16 protein-coding genes are annotated in these 16924 nt (G+C 64.4%); 7 read left to right on the top strand and 9 right to left on the bottom strand.

Annotated features, from left to right (window positions below; translation table 11 throughout):
* Positions 1-9: 9 nt before the first annotated feature.
* From QU595_RS00745 to uraH, 4 genes are read right to left on the bottom strand one after another with little or no spacing between them, the layout of a single operon-like run.
* The gene (locus QU595_RS00745) at positions 10-366 is read right to left on the bottom strand and encodes a hydroxyisourate hydrolase (protein WP_315918284.1); all 357 of its coding nucleotides are present in this window, start codon (positions 364-366) and stop codon (positions 10-12) included.
* A complete protein-coding gene (locus QU595_RS00740; protein ID WP_315918282.1) occupies positions 366-725 on the bottom strand; it encodes a hydroxyisourate hydrolase in 360 nt (119 codons plus the stop codon). Before QU595_RS00740 ends, QU595_RS00745 begins: the two co-directional genes overlap by 1 nt.
* Before the next feature lies 1 nt (position 726).
* Positions 727-1905, bottom strand: coding sequence for an acetylornithine deacetylase (gene argE, locus QU595_RS00735; protein ID WP_315918281.1), 1179 nt, complete (start codon positions 1903-1905; stop codon positions 727-729).
* Positions 1906-1914: 9 nt separating this feature from the next.
* Positions 1915-2727 carry a hydroxyisourate hydrolase gene (uraH, locus tag QU595_RS30155; protein ID WP_410000459.1) on the bottom strand — a complete coding sequence of 271 codons (813 nt, stop codon included), beginning with the start codon at positions 2725-2727 and terminating at the stop codon, positions 1915-1917.
* A gap of 110 nt (positions 2728-2837) precedes the next feature.
* On the opposite strand from uraH, the gene QU595_RS00720 reads away from it, so the two are divergent.
* A complete protein-coding gene (locus QU595_RS00720) occupies positions 2838-3581 on the top strand; it encodes an aspartate/glutamate racemase family protein (protein WP_315918280.1) in 744 nt (247 codons plus the stop codon).
* Positions 3582-3653: 72 nt separating this feature from the next.
* Here QU595_RS00720 and allE read toward each other — a convergent pair whose 3' ends face one another.
* The 5 genes from allE to QU595_RS00695 form a co-directional block, all read right to left on the bottom strand.
* Entirely contained in the window at positions 3654-4400 is a 747-nt protein-coding gene (allE, locus tag QU595_RS00715) for a (S)-ureidoglycine aminohydrolase (RefSeq protein ID WP_315918279.1), read from the bottom strand.
* 40 nt (positions 4401-4440) lie between these two features.
* A complete protein-coding gene (locus QU595_RS00710; RefSeq protein ID WP_315918278.1) occupies positions 4441-5379 on the bottom strand; it encodes an ABC transporter permease in 939 nt (312 codons plus the stop codon).
* Between the two features lies 1 nt (position 5380).
* On the bottom strand, positions 5381-6439 hold the full coding sequence (locus QU595_RS00705; RefSeq protein WP_315918277.1) for an ABC transporter permease: 1059 nt from the start codon (positions 6437-6439) through the stop codon (positions 5381-5383).
* A 17-nt stretch (positions 6440-6456) separates the two neighbouring features.
* Positions 6457-7971, bottom strand: a complete 1515-nt coding sequence (locus tag QU595_RS00700) for an ABC transporter ATP-binding protein (protein WP_315918275.1) — start codon at positions 7969-7971, stop codon at positions 6457-6459.
* A 72-nt stretch (positions 7972-8043) separates the two neighbouring features.
* Positions 8044-9069 carry a BMP family protein gene (locus tag QU595_RS00695; RefSeq protein ID WP_315918274.1) on the bottom strand — a complete coding sequence of 342 codons (1026 nt, stop codon included), beginning with the start codon at positions 9067-9069 and terminating at the stop codon, positions 8044-8046.
* A 242-nt stretch (positions 9070-9311) separates the two neighbouring features.
* On the opposite strand from QU595_RS00695, the gene QU595_RS00690 reads away from it, so the two are divergent.
* The 6 genes from QU595_RS00690 (at position 9312) to xdhB (ending at position 16713) form a co-directional block, all read left to right on the top strand.
* The gene (locus QU595_RS00690; protein WP_315918273.1) at positions 9312-10016 is read left to right on the top strand and encodes a GntR family transcriptional regulator; all 705 of its coding nucleotides are present in this window, start codon (positions 9312-9314) and stop codon (positions 10014-10016) included.
* An 89-nt stretch (positions 10017-10105) separates the two neighbouring features.
* Positions 10106-11299 (top strand): urate hydroxylase PuuD, encoded by a 1194-nt coding sequence (locus QU595_RS00685; protein WP_315918272.1) that lies wholly within the window; start codon positions 10106-10108, stop codon positions 11297-11299.
* A 38-nt stretch (positions 11300-11337) separates the two neighbouring features.
* The gene (gene puuE / locus QU595_RS00680; RefSeq protein ID WP_315918270.1) at positions 11338-12294 is read left to right on the top strand and encodes an allantoinase PuuE; all 957 of its coding nucleotides are present in this window, start codon (positions 11338-11340) and stop codon (positions 12292-12294) included.
* Positions 12295-12339: 45 nt separating this feature from the next.
* Complete coding sequence (locus QU595_RS00675; protein WP_315918269.1) at positions 12340-12825, top strand: nucleoside deaminase; 486 nt, start codon at positions 12340-12342, stop codon at positions 12823-12825.
* 83 nt (positions 12826-12908) lie between these two features.
* Complete coding sequence (gene xdhA / locus QU595_RS00670; RefSeq protein WP_315918268.1) at positions 12909-14399, top strand: xanthine dehydrogenase small subunit; 1491 nt, start codon at positions 12909-12911, stop codon at positions 14397-14399.
* On the top strand, positions 14392-16713 hold the full coding sequence (xdhB, locus tag QU595_RS00665; RefSeq protein WP_315918267.1) for a xanthine dehydrogenase molybdopterin binding subunit: 2322 nt from the start codon (positions 14392-14394) through the stop codon (positions 16711-16713). Before xdhA ends, xdhB begins: the two co-directional genes overlap by 8 nt.
* Positions 16714-16924: the final 211 nt, after the last annotated feature.

The following is a 16924-nucleotide window of genomic DNA, read 5'->3' as shown; positions in this document are numbered from 1 at the left end:
GCGCCCTGATCAACCCGATCTGGTCACGAAGAGAGACATGCCGTACGGCGTTATCTTCGCGGGCAAGTGATAGTGATACGCCGCATCCGTCAAAACGAAGTTGAATGGCGCGACCGTCACGAAACCTGCCGGGGAAAGCTCGCGATAGTAGCCGCCGAGATCGAGATTCAACGTCAATCGGCAAGGCAGGTGCCGGGCCGAAACGACATCCGCACCGAAGGTCGTCTTGCCATTGCAGTCTGCGATCCTGCTGGCCAGCAACTCCGGACCGGCTGGCGTGCGGCGCAAAAGCTCCATGCGCAAGCCCGCTGCCGGGGCACCCCGGGCGATGTCCACCGCATGAACGGACAGAAGCGGGCGTTCCATCACGGATCGCCCTTGAACAGGGAATAGCCGACAGGCGTCATCTTCAGCGGCAGGTGAATGTGCTGCGAGGGGTCCCCGATCTCGAACGCGAACACGATGATGTCCAGGAGCGGCGGCAGGTCGTCGGCGTGCCTGCGCTCGGCGAAATAATCGCCGGCATGGAAATGCACCTCGTAACCGCCCTTCTCCTGTTCAGCCTCGATTTGCGGGGCCCGCAGCAGCGCATCCTTGCCGATGCGTCCGGCCGCGACCTCGATCAACCCGCTTTCCAGCCTGCGGAAGACTTCCACGCGAAGGCCGGCCGCCGGCCGCCCGTCCCGCGCATCGACGGCGTGGATCGAGAGCCCGCCGCCCGGCATGTCAGGCGCTGACCTCGTCCAGAAGGCGCCAAAGGAAGCTTTCGCAGCGGGCGACCTGATCCAGTTTGATGAATTCATCCGCCTTGTGGGCCTGGTCGATGGAGCCGGGGCCGCAGATGATGGTCGGCATGCCGGCCTCCTGGAAATGCCCCGCCTCGGTGCCGAAGCCGACACAGGTCGAGCCGCTCGTGCCCGACAGTTTCTGCGCAAGCCGGGTGATCTCGGCGCCGGCGGCCGTGTTGAGCGCCGCCGCCCCCGGGACCTTTTCCCAGGCGAAGCCGGTTTCGGGCGAAACGGCCTGCATTTCCGGCTCGACGTGCCGGGCGGCGAACGCCTTGCATTCGTTCACATAATCCTCCGGATTCTCGCCCGGCAGGAAACGTATGTCGAAATCGAAGGTGCAGTGGCCCGCGACGATGTTGACCGCCGTGCCGCCATTGACCATGCAACACTGGATGGTGGTGTAGGAAGGCGCTTCGAAATCGGCATTGTGAGGCCCTTCGTCACGCAGGCGCCGCTGGAGGCGCTTGAAGAAGGCAATGGCCTCGCCGGCCGCCTCGACCGCGTTGACGCCCTGGTGCGCGACACCCGAGTGAGCGGGCAGGCCGGTGACCGTGACATGGCCGCCGATCTTGCCCTTGTGGGCGCGGATGACCTTCATCTCGGAAGGTTCCCCCACGATACAGGCGGCCGGCATGGGAAGACGACGCACAAGGTCCTCGATCAGGAGCGGCACGCCGAGGCAGCCGACTTCCTCGTCAAAGGACATTGCGAGATGGATCGGCGCCTTCAGATCCCGTTTGAGGAACTCGGGCGCGAATGCGGTGGCAACAGCAAGAAAACCCTTCATGTCGCATACGCCACGCCCGAAAACCTTGCCGTCGCGACGCGCCAGCCTGAACGGATCGGACGTCCACGTCTGGTCGTCCACGGGCACGATGTCGGTATGGCCGGACAGAACCACGCCCGGCCTGTCCTTCGGGCCGATGGTCGCCAGCAGATTGGCCTTTTGGCGCTCACCGTCATAGGTCAGCACCGAGTCCACGCCAAGGCCGGCGAGATAGTCGCGCACGAAGTGGATCAACGGCAGGTTGCTGCTCCTGCTGGTCGTGTCGAAGCCGATGAACTTCTCGATCATGTCCAGGCTGAACAATTCGCCTGGACGGGCGCGATCCTGCATCAAACTCTCCTAGCTTCCGCGGTAGCAACTGTATCCCCACGGGGACAAAAGCAGCGGTATGTGATGGTGGGCGCCGGGATCGTCTACCCTGACGCGGACGCGTATCCGGTCGAAGAACGGCGCGGGGCCCACGCCGAAGCCCGCGCGCGCATAATATGTGCCGGCCCCGAACCTGATCTCATACTCTCCCGGAACCAGTTCCCCGGCGTCCACCAGCCAGCGGTCGGTGCGTCCCTCGTCGTTGACGGCAAAGCTGCCGAGCGCCGACCAGGCATCCGCGCCCGCACGCCGATAGACCTCGCCCTCCAGTGCTGCGGCGCCGATGCCCCGCGCCACATCGATGGCATGGATGGTCAGTCCCGGCCCGCCGGCACCCGGCACGGGGCATGTCCGAGCGACAGGAAGAGCCACGCGTGGAGCGACGGGCTCCCATCTGCCGCCGTCGTCGGGCACCCTGGACGGGGGCGCGCCGCGATAGGTCGAATAGCCCCCCGGCGCCAGCACCAGCGGCACATGATAGTGTCCCTCGGGATCGGCTATGTTGAATTCGACCGGCACCACCCCGAACGGCGAGCCCGAACCGTGATAGGACGCAGCGTCGAACTCGAGGACATATGCGCCACGCTCGACATTGGCGCGCGTCAGCAGCGGCGCGTCGCAGCGGCCCTGTGCGTTGGTGCGCGCGCGCGCGAGGAATATCCTGCGATCATCCTCCAGCCGATAGAGAACCATGTCGAGACCCGAAGCGGGAACGCCCCTGGCCATGTCCAGCGCGTGGGTGGTCAGCGTGGCTGCTTCCGAATGCAGGTCCGACAACGCCATGATTCATCTCGATAAATGGCCGCTACAAGGCGACCGGGACGATTTCTATTTTACAATGTGACCGCATTTTGTCTACAATTATGTAGACGATTTTTGGCAAGAGGCGCCCGATGAGAATCCTGCTGATCAACCCGAACACCAGCACCTTCGTCACCGAGAAGGTGGCAGCCGAAGCCCGCAGGATCGCCGCGCCGGGAACGGAAATCGTTGCCGTCACCGGCCGTTGCGGCCCCGCGATCGTCAGCGGGCGCGCCGAGGACGCGCTGGCGGCTGCAGAGGCCATGAGCCTCGCGGCCGAATATGGCGGCGACTGCGATGCGGTGGTGCTCGCCATTTCCTTCGACAGCGGCCTGCGCGCGCTGCGCGAGATGCTGACCATCCCCGTGGTCGGCATGAGCGAGGCGGCGATGCTGGCAGCCTGCACGCTCGGCAGCCGCTTCGCGATGGTGACGTTCGGCAACCGCGCGGTGCCGATCTACGCCGAGATTTGCCAGAGCTATGGGCTCGGAGGCCGGCTTTCCAACGTGGTGTCGCTGGCGCCGTTGTCTGACGCCGAGATGCGCGACCCGCTGCTGATCCTGCCCCGGCTCGCCGAGGCCATCGACGAGACGGTTTCGCGCGACGGAACGGAAGCTGCCATCCTTGCGGGCGCGATCTTCGCCGGCATCACGCATGCCGTGGCCGAAAAGGTAAGTATCCCGGTGCTGAACGGCGTCGCCGAGGCGGTCGGCATCGCCGAAATGCTGGTCCGGACCGCTCCGCGCAAGGCCGGGAGCGGCAGCTACCAGTTGCCGGCCGCCAAGAAGATCGAATGGCCGAATCCCGCGCTTGTCTCCCATTTCGCCAGGTTCTGAGGATTAAAAGAAGCGCTCGTTACCGGAATGGCGAGGAGCGTGCATCCCGCTGCACCCAAAATTGCTTGCCGGCTACGAGACGTGCGGGTCGCGATTCCAGTTCTTGTAGATCAGGTAACGGGCGTTGGTGCGGCCGATGGCGCCGAACCATTGCGCCGCGAACGGGCCCATCCAGATCACGTCGCCGCCTTCCACGGAATACCAGGAATTGTCGAGCCGGTAGATGCCGCCGCCGTTCAGCAGGAGCAAGCCGTGCTCCATGAAATGCGTCTCGACATAAGGCAGCGATCCGCCCGGCGCGAAATCCATGATGTTGACTTCGCAATCGAAAGCGTTCCCGGCCGGCAGGAGTTTCTGGAGCATCAGCATGTCGTCGCCCTTCATGGGCGTCCGCGGCACGTCGGCGACGCGGCCCACGACCGTCTCGGGGTCCTTTTCGCCGGCAAGCGGGATATAGCGCTTCTCGAGGACGACGATGCGCGATGCCTCGATCGCCCTGATCTGGTGCGGACGGTCAGCGGGCAGGAAAGCGTAGCTCTCAACGCCAAGCTCATGGCTCTTGCCGTCGACTGACAATGCGACCTTGCCGGACAGGACGAAGAAGAAGCGCTGGACGCCGGCGAGCGGCTCGTATCCGACGGCACCCGCCGGCAGGTCGGCGAAGAACTCGGTGAAGCGGGCGCCGGTCTGTGGGGTGATGACGAATATCACCTCGCTTCCCGGCCAGTTCGGCAAGGTCGTCCTTTCGTGGCTGTCCGGGCAGATCAGCGCATGCCGCTGCTGTATGGACGTTCTCGTCTCGCCAAGCTTCTGTCTCATGAAGGCTCCAATTGCATGAAATAAGGTGGATGGAGCACGCTCAGCGCTCGCCACGGAAATAGGGGATGCCGAGCCTGCTCGGCTCCTCCGATTGCTGGCGCTTGACGATCATCAGCACGATCGCCGCGACATAGGGCAGCGCCAGGAAGATCTGATAGGGCAGCGCCACGCCCACGCCCTGGATCTGCAATTGCAAGGCGTCCAGGAAGGCGAAGACCAGGGCAGCCAGGAGTATGCCGGTCGGCCGCCAGTTGCCGGCGATCACGATGACGAGGGCGAGCCAGCCGCGACCGGCGGTGATGTCGGGCACGAAGCGGACGGTGGAAGCGATGGTGACGAAGCTGCCGCCGACGCCGATCATCATGCCGCCGATGACGACCGCCGCATACTGCCGAAGGGTTACGTTGAGGCCGCGCGTGTCGATCACCTTCGGGTTCTCGCCCAGGCAGCGGATCTCCAGACCGTATTTGGTGCGGTAGAGGAAGAACCACACCACGGGCACCATGAGGAAAGCCACATAGGTCAGGAGTTTCTGCTGGAAGAAGATCGGCCCGAGATAGGGGATATCGGACAACAGCGGCACCGCGACATTGTCGAAGATCTGGATGGTGGGCATCGACTGCCCCTCGAAATAGAGCTTGTAGAGCAGGATCGACAGGCCGGAGCCGAACATGTTGAGGGCGAGGCCCGTCACCACCTGCTCGACCTTCAGCGTGGCCGCCATGAACACCATGAGGACGGCCATCAACCCGCCGGTGACAATCCCCACGAGCAGCCCCAGCCAGAGAGAGCCGGACGCGAAGGTGGCGAAGAAGGAAGCGAACGCCGCCATCAGCATCGTGCCTTCGACGCCAAGGTTCAGGATGCCCGCCTTTTCCGTGATGAGTTCGCCCAGCGCGGCGAATATCAGCGGCGTCGCGATCCGCACCGTTGCCGCCAGGATGCTGATGATGATGGTCTGGGTGAAGAGTTCGCTCATGTCAGCCGCCTATCTTGATCCGGTAGCGCGCCAGCGCCGTCGTGATCAGGAAGAAGATGAGGACGATCGCCTGTACCACGAGCGTGAGCGCCGAAGGGACGCCCGTCTCGATCTGCATGTTGGCGCCGCCGGTGGACAGGCCGGCGAACAGGATCGCCACCGGCACCACCACCATCGGCCGGAGCCCCGCGAGCATGGCGACGACGATGCCGGCAAAGCCGTAACCCACCGAAATGTCCGGCCTGAGCCGCAGATGGGTTCCGAACACTTCGGCGACGCCGGCCAGGCCTGCCAGCCCGCCGCTGATAAGCATGACGATGATGGCGGTGCGGCCGACGTCGATGCCCTTGAACCGGGAGGCGACGGGGTTCTGCCCCACCGCCTTGATCTCGTAGCCGAAAGCTGTGCGGCTCAGGAGCACGTGGATCGCAACGGCCGCGACAAGGGCGATCAGGAAGCCCAGATGCAGCTTGGTGCCCGGAACGAGCGACGGCAGAACGGCCGGCGGCGCGATCCTGGCGGATTGCTGGTAGAAGGAGGTCGCGTCACGCCAATTGTTCACCAGCAGGTAGGACAGGACGAAGCGGACGACGTAGTTGAGCATCACCGTCGACAGAACCTCGTTCACGGCGAAACGCGCCCTGAGATAGCCCGCCAGCGCGCCGAGGCCCGCGCCACCGGCAAATCCGGCCAGCAGCACGAGCGGCAGGAGAAGGAATGTCGGCAGGCCGGAGGCGGCCAGATAGGCTCCGTAACCGACCATGGCGCCGGCATAGAGCTGGCCTTCGGCGCCGATGTTCCAGATCTTCGCGCGGAAGGCGACCGTGACCGCGACGCCGGTGAGGATCAAAGGGCTGGCGCGCAGCAGCGTGGTGACGATCGCCGCCCGGTTGCCGAAGGCGCCCTCGTAGATCGCCGCCAGCGCGCTGACCGGCGAAGCGCCGGCGAACCTGAGCATGACCGCGGAGGCCGCGAGCGACAGCACTATCGCCGCCAGCACTGCTGTCATGCCGCCCGCCAATGTCGGCTCGAGTCTCTTTTCGAAGGTGACCGTAGACATGTGCCGCCCGTTTCCGTTTACGCGTTCTGGTCGGCGCCATGTCCGGCCATCAGCAGGCCGATGCGCTCCAGATCGATCTCGCCGGAGCGGAAACTTCCGACGATCTTCCCCTTGAACATCACCACGATGCGATCGGCGATGCTGGCCAGTTCGTTGAGTTCCTCGGACGCCACCAGGATGCCGAAGCCGGCTTTCCGCTTGGCGAGCAATTGCTCCATCATGTATTCGATCACCCCGACATCGAGGCCGCGCGACGGCTGGTTCGCCAGGATGACCTTGGTGGCCTGCGAGAATTCGCGCGCGACGATGACCTTCTGCGCGTTGCCGCCCGACAAGGTGCCGGCGCGGGTGTTCTCGGAAGGCGCGACGATGTGGAACTGCTCGATCGCCTGACGCGCGAACTGCCGGGCTTTTGCCAGCCGCAGGAAGCCCTTGTTCATGAAGCGAGCCGTACGCTGGGCGCCGAGGATAAGGTTGTCGGTAATGTTGAAGGAAGGCACCAGTCCCTCCTTGAACCGGTCATCCGGAATATAGCCGACGCCGCCGGCAGCGATCTGCGCCGGCGAGCGGTTGGTGACCTCGCGACCGTCGAGCGTCACCGCGCCGGCGAATGCCTTGCGCGCGCCGACGAGGACCTCGAAGAGTTCCTTCTGCCCGTTGCCGGCGACGCCCGCTATGCCGACGATCTCGCCCCGGCGCAATTCGAAGCCGAGGCCATCGAGCGCGTTCTGGCCGCGCTCGCCCTTGGCTGAGAGATTTTCGGCGCTGAGCACGACCGGACCCGGCTGCTGATCGTCGCGCCGCGCCACCGCCTTCAACTCGCGCCCCACCATCATGTTGGTGAGTTCCGCCTTCGTAGACCTTGCCGTGACGGCGGTCGCGACCTTGCGTCCCTTGCGCAGGACCGTGACCCGGTCGGACTGCATCACCTCGTTGAGCTTGTGACTGATCAGCACGACCGACATTCCGTTCGCGGTCATGGAACGGAAGATGGCGAACAACCGCTGGGATTCCTGAGGCGTGAGTACGGCGGTGGGCTCGTCCATGATCAGGAGCCGGGCACCGAGATAGAGGGCCTTGACGATCTCCACCCATTGCTGCTCGCCAACGGACAATTGCCAGACCTTGGCGTCGAGATCGATGGAGACGCCATAGCGTTCGGAAATGCCGCGCAGCGAATCGCGCGCCTTGCGCAGATCCAGCACCAGGCCGGCCCCGTCGGTGCCGATCACGATGTTTTCCAGCACGGTCAAGGTCGGCACCAGCACGAAATGCTGGTGCACCATTCCTATGCCGTGCCGGATCGCATCGGCGGGAGACCTTATCTCGACGGGACGGCCGTCGAGAATGAACTCTCCCGCGTCCGGCTGGTAATAGCCGTAGATGCATTCCGCGAGGGTCGACTTCCCGGCGCCGTTCTCACCCAGGAGACAATGGATCTCGCCGGGCATGATGTCGAAGCTGATGTCGTCGTTCGCCACGACCTGATGAAACCGTTTCGTCAGGTTCCTGGCTTCAAGCAAAGGCTGCATGCGGATCCGCTCCGACACTGATGGGGCTCCCGAGCCCTTGCGCAGGGCCGGGAACCGGCTCGGCGAGAACCGTCAATCGGAGACGGGAAGATCGGTCTTCAGCTCGACCTTGGTGGCGCCCGAAAGAATGTCGTCCTGCGCCTTCTTGACGGCCTGCTTGACGTCGTCGGGAATCTTGTCGGCGAATTCGCCGTAGCCGCTCAGACCCGAGCCTCCTTGCGCCATGGTGAACCACACCGGCTCCATGGGCGCGTTGTAGGGCTCGCCCGTCTCCTTGTGCTTCTTCCACTGGTCGATGATGTAGTTGATCTGCGGCTCCCAGTTCACCAGCACGCTGAGCGGCACGGCCGACGGCGCGATCTTGGCGCTGTCGATATACTGCCCGATGCACATGATCTTGCGCTCCTGGCAGACTTGGAACGATTCCCCGAGCTGGAAGATGATGTCGGCGCCCGCCGAGATCTGGGCATTCGCCGCTTCCGAAGCCTTGGCCGGATCGTACCAGCTTTCGATGAAAGTGACCTTGACCTTGCTGTCGGGGGCGACGGAACGCGCGCCCGCCCGGAACGCGTTGACGACGTCGTTCACGTCGTCCGCCGGGAAAAGCCCCACCGCGCCGAGCACCTTCGATTTGCTTGTGAGGCCCGCGAAGACGCCCGCCACATAGGCCGGCTCGTGGATATGCATGTAGATGAGGTAGGAATTTCCGCCCAGTGGCCTGTTGCCGCCGCCGACGGTCACGAAAAGGATGTTCGGGAACTCGTCCTTGAGTGCCTCGACTTCGTCGGAATAGGAGCTATGGGCCCATATCACATCGTATTTGCCGGTCTCGGCGTAGCCGCGGATCACGCTCGCCGCCGTGTCGGCATAGACGTTCTCGGTATATTTGAGCGTGATCTTCAGGCCGTCCGGCGCGGCCTTCTGGATTTTCTCGAACGAATCCAGCCAGGCCCTCGTCCAGGCGTTTTCGACGCCTGAAGGCAGCACGGCAGCTATGTTCAGGGTTTTCGGTTCCTCCGCCCTTGCCGCGGCGAATGCCGGCAACGAGAGCCCTACGATCAAAAGCACCCTGGCAAACCAGGTCCAAAAGTTCCGCATGTTCTCCTCCACTGCGGTCGTTGAGACCATTTTTCAGCAGCGTAGCAGCCACACCGATTGTAGACAATAGGAATTTTTTTTGTATACTAAAAGGCAATTGCGGGAGGGTGTCTTGCGGCGTTTGTTTGTCAACAATCATATCGCCGGCGAGAGCCGCTCCCTGCCCGCCCAAGTGGACAAAAACCGCCCCCGCAACTATCTTGTGAGTTCAGCTTCACTTGCCCCATAGGAAAGCAGAAACCTTGAGCCGACCGCCCAAAATCCGCGGCACCCGCTCCCGCGAGCAAGTGATCTACGAAGAGATCCATCGGGCGATTGCGGAGCGACGCCTGCTGCCCGGAGCGAAGCTGACGGAAGAGGCGCTGTGCGAGGTTTTCGACGTCAGCCGCGCCCGCATAAGGAAGGTGCTTCTTCTGCTGGCCAAGGAAAACGTCGTCCAGCTCGAGCCCAACCGCGGCGCCTTCGTGTGGCGTCCCAGTGTTCGGGATGCCAGGAATGTGCTGGACGCCCGTCGCGTGATCGAGCTGGAGATCATCAACGGCGCCGTCGCCCACGCCACCGCAAAGGATTTCGCGCATATGCGCAGCATCATCGCGGAGGAAAAGAAGGCTCTCGCCGCCACCGACTACTCGCGCTCCATGCGGCTTTCGGGCGAGTTCCACATGGCGCTCGCTGCCAGCGCCCAGAACCCGATCCTGAGCGAGTTCCTGGCCGGGCTGATCTCCCGCTGCTACCTGATCCTGGCCACCTATCAGAAGCGGGATGCCCAGACCTGCCCGCAGACGGACCATGAGAACCTGGTGACGCTGCTCGAGAAGCGCGACCTGGCCGGCGCGCTGGCGGCCCAGCGGCATCATTTCGACCATATCGAAAACGAACTCGACCTTTCCGACAAGCAATCCGCCAGCCTGACGCTCAAGCAGATATTCACGAGCGGCCAAGGCTGACGCCTTTCTGTTGACAATCCTTCACCACATTGTACACAATAATGGCTGAATTGGTTCAACGGCTGCGCGGCTGCGCGTGAAGAGACGTCATGCCAGAACTCATGGATTGGGCCGCCATCCTGCTGCGGTGGGGACATGTGATGGCGGGGATCGCCTGGATCGGCACCTCGTTTTATTTCAACTGGTTCGACCTGTCGGTCCGCCAGCCCGCCGCTCCCGTGCTGAACGGAAACGTTCGCGGCACGCTTCACGAAGTGCATGGCGGCAGCTTCTACTATCATGAGCAATATTGGCCGGAGCAGGCGCCCGCGAGAATGCTGGCCCATGGCGGGCCGGCGCAGCTTACGCTACTGACCGGGCTCGGGCTGATGGCGCTGTTCTACTGGTACGGCGCGGACGTCTACCTCGTCGATCCCCAGGTCGCGCATATGTCGAAGGGCCATGCCATCGCGCTCAGCGTGGGCGGGCTGCTGCTGGCCTGGCCGCTCTACTACAAGCTGTGCAGAAGCGTTCGCGACGATCGCCTGATCTTCTTCTGGATGGCTGTCGCGATCGCAGTCGCTGCATGTCTGTACAGCCATCTGTTCGGCGGCCGCGCCGCCTTCATCCAGATCGGCGCCATGCTCGGCTCGATCATGGTGCTCAGCGTGCATTTCGTGATCATCCCCAACCATATCGCCATGCTGCGCCAGATCCGGGCGGGAGAGGCGCTGGACATCGCGCATGGCGAGCGGGCCAAGCGGGTCTCGCAGCACAACAACTACTTCACCCTTCCGGTGATCTTCACCATGCTGTCGATCCATTTCCCGTTGGCGACCGGGCATCCGCTGAACTGGGTGATCCTGCTCCTGGTGATGGGATTCGGCGTGACGCTGCGCCACTGGCGCAACCTGACCTTCAAGAAGGGCCGCTCGGACCGCAGGCTGCTGCTTTGCGCCCTTGCCCTGCTGGCCGCGGCCGTCGGCATATCGAAAACGGATCTGTCGGCCCCGACGGAGACGCCAAAGGCCGCCGCGCTGCCGTCTGACGCGCAAATCCGGACCATCGTGCATGCGCGCTGCGCCGCCTGCCACTCCGACCATCCGACCAATCCCACCTTCACGACCGCGCCGCTCGGCTTCCGCCTGGACACGCTCGAGCAGGTGAAGGCGGGCGCGGACAAGATCGTCCAGCGCGCCGTGCGCGGGCGGGACATGCCGCTCAACAACACCACCGGGATGACCGACGCGGAGAGGGCCGAACTCGGCGCGTGGCTCGCCTCCGCGCAGGACGGTTCCAAATGACAATGGCACACACGGCTTCAAATCCCGGATCGACAGGCATGAGCGACAAGACTTCCCTCGCCGACGAACAGCCTTATCCCAGGGACCTTGTCGGCTATGCCGACAAGCCGCCGGCGCAATGCTGGCCGAACGGAGCGCGCCTGGCGGTCCAGTTCGTGGTCAACTACGAGGAAGGCGGCGAAAACAGCGTCCTGCACGGCGACGCCAAGTCGGAATCCTACCTGACCGAGATCGTCGGGACACAGCCCCTGCATCAGGCGCGGAGCCTGACCATCGAGTCGCTCTATGAATATGGCAGCCGGGTCGGGTTCTGGCGGCTGCTCAGGCTGTTCAACGACCGCGGGCTGAAATTCACGGCCTTCACCGTCGCCATGGCGTTGAAACGCAACCCAAGGGTCGCGCAGGCGCTCGCGGAAAGCGGGCATGAGATCGCCAGCCATGGCTGGCGCTGGATCGACTATCACGACGTGGACGAGGCGACGGAGCGTCAGCATCTCCGGCTCGCGATCGACACGATCACCGAGCTTACCGGTTCGCGTCCCCTGGGCTGGTATACCGGACGCGTGAGCCCCAACACCCGCCGGCTCGTGGCCGAGGAAGGCGGCTTCCTCTACGATGCGGATTCCTATTCGGACGATCTCCCCTATTGGGAGATGGTGAACGGCAAGCCGCAACTCATCGTGCCCTATACGCTCGACGTCAACGACATGAAGTTCGGCGGACCGCAGGGCTTCAACAGCGGCGACCAGTTCTTCGCCTACCTCAAGGACAGTTTCGACTGCCTCTATGCCGAAGGCGAGACGCAGGGGCGCATGATGTCGGTGGGCCTGCATTGCCGCATCGCCGGCAAGCCCGGTCGCATCCAGGCGCTGACGCGCTTCCTCGACTATATCGAAGGCTTCGAGGACGTCTGGATATGCCGGCGCATCGATATAGCCCGCCACTGGCGCGAACGCTATCCGTTCGATGCCGAAGCCCGGCTTTCCGCGGCATAGGATCGGCCGATCAAAGAACCGCAAGATGAAATGGGAGTGACCAGGATGACGTTCAGCAAGGAGCAGGACCTTTCGTTCCTGAAGGCCGCGATCGAGGTTTCGCGCAAGTCGCGCCAGCACGGCAACCATCCCTTCGGCTGCGTGCTGGTGGACGGCTCCGGCAAGATCGTGCTGGAATCGGAAAACAGCTTCACCACCGACAAGGGGCCCGGCCACGCCGAAACCAATCTGGCGCGCAGGGCCGCGGTCCTGTTCGACGAGAACTATCTGCGCGGCTGCACGCTCTACACCTCGGTGGAACCGTGCTGCATGTGCGCCGGCACGGCCTATTGGGCGGGGCTCGGCGCGGTCGTTTTCGGCATGACCGAAGCGCGCCTGGGCGAACTGACCGGCGACCACCCCGAGAACCTCACGATGGACCTGCCGTCCCGGACCGTGTTCGCCGCCGGGCGCCGGCCGGTCGAGGTCCGCGGGCCTTTCCCCGAACTGGAGGCCGATATCCTGAAGGTCCACGACGGCTTCTGGAACTGAGGCGTCGCGCGGCGGCCGATGGAGGCGGCCGCCGCGCGTCAGCCCGGTTATTGGTGACCGAGCGGTTTCACAGGGAGGATATGGTGAGCACCGATATTGCGGGCAGCAGGTCCCGGATACGCTTTCTGTTGGGGGGCGAGATCCGCGAGCACGACGCGGATGATCCGATCATGACCGTGCTCGAATATCTGCGCACCGTGGCCGGGAAAAAGGCCGCCAAGGAAGGTTGCGCCGAAGGCGACTGCGGCGCCTGCACGGTGGCGGTGGGCGAAATGGTCGACGGCCAACTCCGCTACCGCGCGGTCAACAGTTGCATACAGTTCCTGCCCATGCTCGACGGCAAGCACCTGGTGACGCTGGAGGACGTCGGCCGCGACGGCAGGCTGCACCCGGCCCAGGAAGCCATGGTCGCGCGCGACGGATCGCAATGCGGCTTCTGCACGCCCGGCTTCGTCATGTCCATGTTCGTGTTTTCGCAGGAAAAGCCGGATCCGTCGCTCGACGAAATCGAGGACGCGCTGGCAGGCAATCTCTGCCGCTGCACGGGATACGGGCCGATCGTGGCGGCGACGGCGGAGGGCTGCCGGGCTGCGCATGAAGGCAGGCTCGAAGCCGTGCGCCCGCCAGACCGGGAAAAGCTGCTGGAGATGGCCGCGGACCCACGCCCCCTCGCCCTGGAAGGCGACGGACGCAGCTTCCATGCGCCGCGTTCGCTTGAGCAGCTCGTCGAATGTCTTGAGCGGCATCCGGACGCGACCATCGTGGCCGGCGCGACCGATGTCGGCCTCTGGGTCACGAAGCGTCATATGCGGCTCGCGCACATCGTCTCGGTCGGCGAAGTACGGGAACTGAAGCGGATCGAGGAGCAAGCGGACCGTCTCGTCATCGGCGCCGCCGTCACCTATGACGAACTGCATGCCCGCCTCGGGCGATATCATCCGGATTTCGGTGAACTGGTCCGGCGCATCGGCTCGCAGCAGGTGCGCAACCAGGCCACGCTCGGCGGCAACATCGCCAACGGCTCGCCCATCGGCGACGGCCCCCCTGCCCTCATCGCACTCGGGGCACGGCTCGTGCTCAATGGCGCGGCGGGGCGCCGCGAACTTCCGCTCGAGGACTTCTTCATCGCCTACGGCAAGCAGGACCGCAAACCCGGCGAGTTCGTCGAGGCGATCGTGCTGCCCAAAATGCAGCCGGACCAGACGTTCGCCGCGTACAAGATCTCCAAGCGCTTCGACCAGGACATCTCGGCCGTATGCGGCGCCTTCAGCCTGCGCATCGCCGACGGAAAGGTGGCGGATATCCGCATCTGCTTCGGCGGCATGGCGGCCACGCCGAAACGGGCGCTGGCCTGCGAGGCCGCCATCATCGGACAGAAGTGGTCGCGCGAGACGGTGGAGCGCGCCGCTGCCGAAATGGCCAAGGACTACACGCCTCTCACCGACATGCGCGCCAGCGCCTCCTATCGCGGCCGCGTGGCCGCGAACCTCTTGCGCAAATTCCATATCGAAACGACGACGCCCGACGCGGCCACGCGGGTGATCGACAGGGCGAGGTGCGGCGCACATGGCTGATTCCCGTCGAACCGCCCCGTCGCTCGACCGCATCAGGGGCGCGGTGCACGACCGGCTCCAGCACGACAGCGCGCTGAAGCATGTTACCGGCACGGCCGAATATATAGACGACATGCGCGAACCTGCCGGCACCGTGCAGGTCCTGCTCGCGCGCAGTCCCGTGGCGCACGGGCGCGTGACCAGTTGCGATCTTTCGGCTGTCGAAACGGCGCCGGGCGTCGTGTGCGTGCTCAGGGCGGCCGACATACCCGGCACCAACGATTTCAGCCACGGCGGCACCGCCGACGACCGCATCCTCTCGGACCAGCTCATCGAATATGCCGGCCAGGTGATGTACGCGATCGTGGCCGAGACGGTGCATGCCGCGCGCCAGGCGCTGAAGCTGGCCAAGGTCGAGATCGAGGAACTGCCTCCGGTGCTGGACATCGACGAGGCGGCGCGGCGCGAATTCTATCTCGCCCCGCCGCGCACGTTGGCACGCGGCGACAGCGCCGGCGCGCTGGCAAGAGCCCCCCATCGGCTCAAGGGCCGCGTCTCCAACGGCGGCCAGGAGCATTTCTACCTGGAAGGCCAGATCTCCCTGGCGATCCCCGCCGAGGATGGCGCCGTGACCATCCTTTGTTCGACGCAGGACCCCACCGCCGTGCAGCAGATCGTGGCGCGCGTGCTGGCGGTGCCCTCCAACCACGTCACGGTCGAGACGCGCCGCCTGGGCGGAGGCTTCGGCGGCAAGGAGACGATGGCGACGCATTTCGCGGCCGTCGCCGCACTGGTGGCGCGCAAGACCGGCAGGCCGGCGAAGTGCCGCCTCGACCGCGACGACGACATGCTCATTACAGGCAAGCGCCACGAATTCTTCGTCGACTACGATGTCGGCTTTGACGACGTGGGCATGCTGCTCGGCGTTGAGATGGATTTCTACGCGCGCTGCGGCAATTCGCTGGACCAGTCCATACCCGTGCTGAACCGGGCGCTCTTCCATGCCGACAATTGCTACTACCTGCCCAATGTCCGTTTCACCGGCTATGCCTGCAAGACACATACGGTGACGGCGGTCGCGTTTCGCGGCTTCGGCAGCCCGCAGGGCATGTTCGCGATAGAGCGCGTGGTGGACGCGGTCGCCTACCATCTCGGCCTCGACCCGCTGGAAGTGCGCAGGCGCAATTTCTACCGCGACGGCTCCGACACCACGCCGTTCAACGCGGTGGTGAAGGACAACATCCTGCACCGCCTCGTGCCGGAACTGGAGGCCTCCTCGGACTACCACCGACGCCGCGCTGAAATCGCCGCGTTCAACGCCGCCTCGCCCTATCTCAAAAAGGGCATCGCGCTGACGCCGATCAAATACGGCGTCGGTTTCGGCCTGAACTTCCTCAACCAGGCCGGCGCGCTCCTGCACGTCTATGAGGACGGCTCCGTGACGCTCAACCACGGCGGCATCGAGATGGGCCAGGGCCTGTTCCTGAAGGTGGCGCAGGTGGTGGCGCAGGAATTGCAGATCGACGTCGAGAACATCCGCCTGACCGCGACCTCGACAGACAAGGTGCCCAACACGGTGGCGACGGCCGCATCGTCCGGGACCGATCTGAACGCTGCCGCAGCGCAAATCGCAGCGGGCAAGATCAGGAGGCGGATCACCGCCTTCGCCGCCGACCACTTCAAGGTTCCGGAAGACCAGATCACCTTCCTGCCGAACCGCATCCGCGTCGGCAATCAGGACGTACCTTTCAGGGAGATGATCCACCTTGCCTACATGAACCGGGTCGCGCTTTCGGCGTCCGGCCACTACAGGTCGCCGGTCAACGACTACGATCCGGTGGCGCTGACCGGGCAGCCGCATCGCTACTACGCCTATGGCGCGGCCGTAACCGAGGTGATCATCGACACGCTGACCGGCGAGAACAAGGTGACGCGCGTGGACATCCTTCACGACGTCGGCAAGTCGCTCAACCCGGCAATCGACTACGGCCAGCTCGAGGGCGGCTTCATCCAGGGCATGGGCTGGATGACCACCGAGGAGATCGTCTGGGATTCCAAGGGCCGGCTGACGACGCACGCGCCGTCCACTTACAAGATTCCGGCCTGCAGCGACCGGCCGCGCGACATGCGCATGGCCTTTGCCGCGTGGAGCGAGAACGCCGCCGAATCGGTCCATGGCTCGAAAGCCATCGGCGAACCTCCGCTATGCCTCGGCATCTCGGTGTTCTCCGCACTCTGCGATGCGGTGCGGCAGGCCAACCCGGACAAGCCGTGGCCGGGCATGAACGCGCCAGCCACGGCGGAGGCGATCCTCAACGCAATTGAGCTGCCGTAAGGCGTTTCCATGCGCAACAAGGCTGGTCCGGCACTCGGTCCGGTGCCGCCGGCTTTGAACCACCGGTCATAGGCGGTAGGTGACTCCATGTATTTCGAGTGAGGTGACGAGCCATCGGGCCGGCCGATCGTCCGGAAACGTTTCCGAAAATTTCCTGAATTGTCGCTGAATTCGCCGAGCGCATAAGTCCGGATTTGCCGCCATGACCGGG

Origin of the sequence: Mesorhizobium sp. SP-1A, assembly GCF_032460275.1 — a bacterium.
Taxonomy (GTDB): domain Bacteria; phylum Pseudomonadota; class Alphaproteobacteria; order Rhizobiales; family Rhizobiaceae; genus Mesorhizobium.
Note: the sequence above shows the minus strand (reverse complement) of the source record. Positions and strands in the feature narration are given on the sequence as shown.

Bases quoted from the DNA above. Each gene is read 5' to 3' on its own strand.
- QU595_RS00685 (WP_315918272.1), top strand. From the start codon at position 10,106: ATGCCAGAACTCATGGATTGGGCCGCCATCCTGCTGCGGTGGGGACAT.
- QU595_RS00710 (WP_315918278.1), bottom strand. From the start codon at position 5,379: ATGAGCGAACTCTTCACCCAGACCATCATCATCAGCATCCTGGCGGCA.
- puuE (WP_315918270.1), top strand. From the start codon at position 11,338: ATGAGCGACAAGACTTCCCTCGCCGACGAACAGCCTTATCCCAGGGAC.
- QU595_RS00705 (WP_315918277.1), bottom strand. From the start codon at position 6,439: ATGTCTACGGTCACCTTCGAAAAGAGACTCGAGCCGACATTGGCGGGC.
- argE (WP_315918281.1), bottom strand. From the start codon at position 1,905: ATGCAGGATCGCGCCCGTCCAGGCGAATTGTTCAGCCTGGACATGATC.
- QU595_RS00745 (WP_315918284.1), bottom strand. From the start codon at position 366: ATGGAACGCCCGCTTCTGTCCGTTCATGCGGTGGACATCGCCCGGGGT.
- QU595_RS00700 (WP_315918275.1), bottom strand. From the start codon at position 7,971: ATGCAGCCTTTGCTTGAAGCCAGGAACCTGACGAAACGGTTTCATCAG.
- QU595_RS00720 (WP_315918280.1), top strand. From the start codon at position 2,838: ATGAGAATCCTGCTGATCAACCCGAACACCAGCACCTTCGTCACCGAG.
- QU595_RS00695 (WP_315918274.1), bottom strand. From the start codon at position 9,069: ATGCGGAACTTTTGGACCTGGTTTGCCAGGGTGCTTTTGATCGTAGGG.
- QU595_RS00740 (WP_315918282.1), bottom strand. From the start codon at position 725: ATGCCGGGCGGCGGGCTCTCGATCCACGCCGTCGATGCGCGGGACGGG.
- allE (WP_315918279.1), bottom strand. From the start codon at position 4,400: ATGAGACAGAAGCTTGGCGAGACGAGAACGTCCATACAGCAGCGGCAT.
- QU595_RS00675 (WP_315918269.1), top strand. From the start codon at position 12,340: ATGACGTTCAGCAAGGAGCAGGACCTTTCGTTCCTGAAGGCCGCGATC.
- uraH (WP_410000459.1), bottom strand. From the start codon at position 2,727: ATGGCGTTGTCGGACCTGCATTCGGAAGCAGCCACGCTGACCACCCAC.
- xdhB (WP_315918267.1), top strand. From the start codon at position 14,392: ATGGCTGATTCCCGTCGAACCGCCCCGTCGCTCGACCGCATCAGGGGC.